6 protein-coding genes are annotated in these 3436 nt (G+C 37.2%); 4 read left to right on the top strand and 2 right to left on the bottom strand.

The features are described from left to right. Window positions 1-65: 65 nt before the first annotated feature. From AC1DPQ_RS21800 to AC1DPQ_RS21790, 3 genes are all read left to right on the top strand, one after another. Entirely contained in the window at window positions 66-659 is a 594-nt protein-coding gene (locus AC1DPQ_RS21800; RefSeq protein WP_477610854.1) for an LOG family protein, read from the top strand. A gap of 77 nt (window positions 660-736) precedes the next feature. Continuing rightward, the gene (locus AC1DPQ_RS21795) at window positions 737-1198 is read left to right on the top strand and encodes a MaoC family dehydratase (RefSeq protein ID WP_029275744.1); all 462 of its coding nucleotides are present in this window, start codon (window positions 737-739) and stop codon (window positions 1196-1198) included. 122 nt (window positions 1199-1320) lie between these two features. Next, window positions 1321-1797 carry a hypothetical protein gene (locus AC1DPQ_RS21790; protein WP_477579805.1) on the top strand — a complete coding sequence of 159 codons (477 nt, stop codon included), beginning with the start codon at window positions 1321-1323 and terminating at the stop codon, window positions 1795-1797. Here the strand turns inward: AC1DPQ_RS21790 and AC1DPQ_RS21785 are convergent. Further along, window positions 1794-2255, bottom strand: a complete 462-nt coding sequence (locus tag AC1DPQ_RS21785) for a DUF1801 domain-containing protein (RefSeq protein ID WP_477579807.1) — start codon at window positions 2253-2255, stop codon at window positions 1794-1796. The two genes, AC1DPQ_RS21790 and AC1DPQ_RS21785, sit on opposite strands and share 4 nt — an antisense overlap. A 1-nt stretch (window position 2256) precedes the next feature. After that, entirely contained in the window at window positions 2257-2700 is a 444-nt protein-coding gene (locus AC1DPQ_RS21780; protein ID WP_230146010.1) for a DUF2721 domain-containing protein, read from the bottom strand. A gap of 240 nt (window positions 2701-2940) precedes the next feature. Between AC1DPQ_RS21780 and AC1DPQ_RS21775 the strand changes: the two genes are divergently transcribed. After that, window positions 2941-3436, top strand: a 496-nt coding sequence (locus tag AC1DPQ_RS21775) for a carboxyl transferase domain-containing protein (RefSeq protein WP_477610853.1), incomplete at its 3' end; no start/stop codon positions are given.

Raw genomic sequence — 3436 nt, 5'->3', positions numbered from 1 at the left:
GCTTTGTGTAGAATTAAAATTTACAGAAAGCCGATAAAATATTAACTTCGGTAAATTTTAACTAAATGAATAAGCTTAAATCAGTTTGTGTGTATTGTGGCTCAAACTTTAATGGCGATGTCGCGCTGCGTAACGCAATAAAGCAATTGGCAGAAACACTTGTAAAACAACAGATCAGATTGGTTTACGGAGGAGGAAGTGTAGGCGTGATGGGTGTATTAGCCAATGATGTACTCGAGTTAGGCGGTTTAGTTACAGGCGTAATTCCGCAGTTTTTAATGGATAAAGAAGTTGGTCATAAAGGGGTAACCGAAATGATCGTAACTGAAAATATGCACCAAAGAAAACAGAGAATGGCCGATTTAAGTGATGGTTTTGTTATTTTGCCAGGTGGTTTCGGCACCCTTGAAGAGTTTTTTGAAGTGTTAACCTGGTTGCAGCTCGGCCTGCACACAAAACCAATCGGCGTATTAAATGTAAATGGTTTTTACGATCCCTTATTTGCCCAAATGGATATGATGGTGCAAAGTAAATTTTTGAAACCGGCCAATCGCGATTTAGTTTTTAATGAAGCAAGTGCCGAAACTTTAATCGATAAAATGGATGATTTTTCTGCCATTCCAGACGAGGTTTGGTTTAGAGAAAGAAATCTGAGTTAAAAATTAATTGTCAAACAACAATAAGCAAATTATTAATTCGCCGGCCGCATAACGCTTGGCGCTAAAAATATACCAAAATGCAAATCATTACCTCCCACGCAGAATTTGAACAATACCTTGGCAAGGAATTAGGCGTTTCTTCATGGCATACCATTACACAAGAACAGATTAATAAATTTGCCGATGCCACATTAGACCATCAATGGATTCATGTAGATGAAGAAAGAGCCCAAAATGAAGGCCCTTTTAAAGCAACCATAGCGCATGGCTATTTAACGCTTTCGTTAATCCCTTACCTCTGGAAAGAAATTGTTGATATCCAAAAATTAAAAATGGAGATCAATTATGGTATCGAAAGTTTAAGATTTGCGCAGGCAGTTACCGTTAACAGCAAAGTACGGCTAAAAGCAAAACTGGCTTCTATTATTAATCTCCGAGGCGTAACCAAAGTAAATATGGCTATCGAAATGGAAATTGAAGATCAAAAGAAACCTGCCTTTAGTGGTGAGGTTGTTTTCTTGTATCATTTTGTGAATTAATAGCTTACAATGTAGCGCATTGTTTATCTTTAACGTTAAATAAGAAAAACAAATGCCTCATGATCGTAAACTGGAAATCTTTAAGTTTTATTTTAATTAGTCTGTTTATCCTATCCTGCCAAATGAATAAAGATCAAAATTTGGCAGCCGATTCGTTTTTGCCGATGCAGATTGGCAATTTATGGTACATGAACGCTCAATCTTATACCGAAATCAAGGATACTGTTCGCATCAATAAAAAGCTTTTTTACAAGTTTTATTCTTTGGTAGGAGGCGATGCAGTGAGTACAGTTTATTTAAGGATCGACGAGCAGAATAAATTGATTGAGGGCTATCCCGATAGTCCTTTGAAAACTTATACCAGAGCTGATTTTAACGCAAAAATAGGCGATAAATTTTTTACAACAGGAGAAAAGGATGAAAATGATAACGAAGTCACTGTTATTCAAAAATCGGATACCGAAATGACTTTTTCATTTGATCCGATTTATCATCCAAATTTAAAAGGATACCCATCGCAGGTAAAATACATAAAAGGTAAAGGCTGGGCCGAAAAGTTTAAAAAGCTTAAGATTGATGGCGTAGTTTATCAAAATTAGCCTTTACGTTTATATACTTTTTCATATTGTTCAATCCATTCTGCAGGTGTAACCTTTCTGATGAGCCCGGCAATTAATGCGTATGGAATATCATCAGGCTTTTTAAAACGGACGCAACCTTTGCCCATATCGAGTTTATATTTAGCGTGTTTAGGATATTCTGTCTGAAACCATTCCAGTAAATCAGTAAAAGCATACAATCCTAAGTGGTGCATAACAATAAAATTCTTTTGCGAACCAATGTTGATAAAAGGTAAAGCCTGTTCTGGTGTACAGTGGTAACCTGCAGGATAAAGCCTGAGTGGAATAACATATCCCAGCATACCATAGGTAATCTGTTCTTCGAAACCAGCTGGCAGATTCTCTAAAATAGTATCTCTCAATTTCGAAACAGGCGCTTTCCTTTCTTCAGGGAGGCTGTTTAAATATTCTTCTGGCGTATTAACAGATGGTTGCATATCAATCTTTATCAAATTTCTTTTTAAACCTACTTACAATTGATGGATTATCGAGTTCTTCTAAACTGCTCAATTCCAGCTCCAGGGCTTTTGTACTGATCTGGATTTCAATTAACGAGATAATGAGCGAGATCATAAAAAATATCAAACTCAGGGCAAAAAGAATTTCGGCAACGGTATTCCACTCCAAATAAATAAAAAACATACAAAAAAGGCAACTGGCAAAGCTAAGTACACCAAAAGCCTGCATGTTTTTGATCAGTCTTAAGCGATAACGCAGGTTTTCGATCTGTTTATGAAGAGCTGCATTTTTATCGCCATCCTCATATTTCGATTTTAAACTTCTCACTAAACTTGCCAAAGCCAGAAAACGGTTGGTATAAGCCAGCATAATTAAGCTGATGGCAGGAAACAATAGCGCAGGAATATTGATGGTTAGTTCCATTTTTCGGATTTACCCAAAAATATCATTTTAAACGGATATCTTTCACATTAACCCCGAAGGACGCAAAGTTTTCATAAGGAATTTTATTATAACCGAAGCACAAATTCTTACGTTTGCGTTGTTTTTTCTTTGTGTACTTGGTGGTTGAAAAACTTAGCACACTTTGCGGTTAAGCCACCAGTAGACCAGAAACCGTTTTGGTCAATATTGTTTTTCTAAAATTAAATTTAAATTGCCACCATGAATATCGAATTCAATAAAAATGAGGATGTAAATAAACAGTTGGTATACGAACTGAAAACCAGACTCAAAAAAATATATTTGGGTGGCGGTGAAAAAAATGCTGCCAAACAAAAAGAAAAGGGAAAGCTATTGGCCCGCGAGCGGATTGCCTATTTAATTGATAAAGATACCAGCTTCTTAGAAGTTGGTGCTTTTACAGCTGACGGTATGTATGCAGAGCAAGGTGGCTGTCCTTCGGCAGGAGTAGTGTGCGGTATTGGCTATGTAAGCGGAAGACAATGTATGATTGTGGCCAACGATGCCACAGTAAAAGCTGGTGCCTGGTTCCCCATGACCGCAAAAAAGAACCTCCGTGCGCAGGAAATTGCTATGGAGAACCGCTTACCAGTGATATACCTGGTTGATAGCGCTGGTGTATATCTCCCGATGCAGGATGAGATTTTTCCTGATAAAGAACATTTTGGAAGGATGTTTCGTAACAATGCTATCATGT

Source organism: Pedobacter sp. 01T416_2 (genome assembly GCF_056398925.1).
This window is presented reverse-complemented; position numbering and strand designations above follow the sequence as displayed.

Excerpts from the sequence above, each read along its gene's own strand:
- AC1DPQ_RS21800 (WP_477610854.1), top strand. The coding sequence starts at position 66 with ATGAATAAGCTTAAATCAGTTTGTGTGTATTGTGGCTCAAACTTTAAT.
- AC1DPQ_RS21795 (WP_029275744.1), top strand. The coding sequence starts at position 737 with ATGCAAATCATTACCTCCCACGCAGAATTTGAACAATACCTTGGCAAG.
- AC1DPQ_RS21790 (WP_477579805.1), top strand. The coding sequence starts at position 1,321 with ATGAATAAAGATCAAAATTTGGCAGCCGATTCGTTTTTGCCGATGCAG.
- AC1DPQ_RS21785 (WP_477579807.1), bottom strand. The coding sequence starts at position 2,255 with ATGCAACCATCTGTTAATACGCCAGAAGAATATTTAAACAGCCTCCCT.
- AC1DPQ_RS21780 (WP_230146010.1), bottom strand. The coding sequence starts at position 2,700 with ATGGAACTAACCATCAATATTCCTGCGCTATTGTTTCCTGCCATCAGC.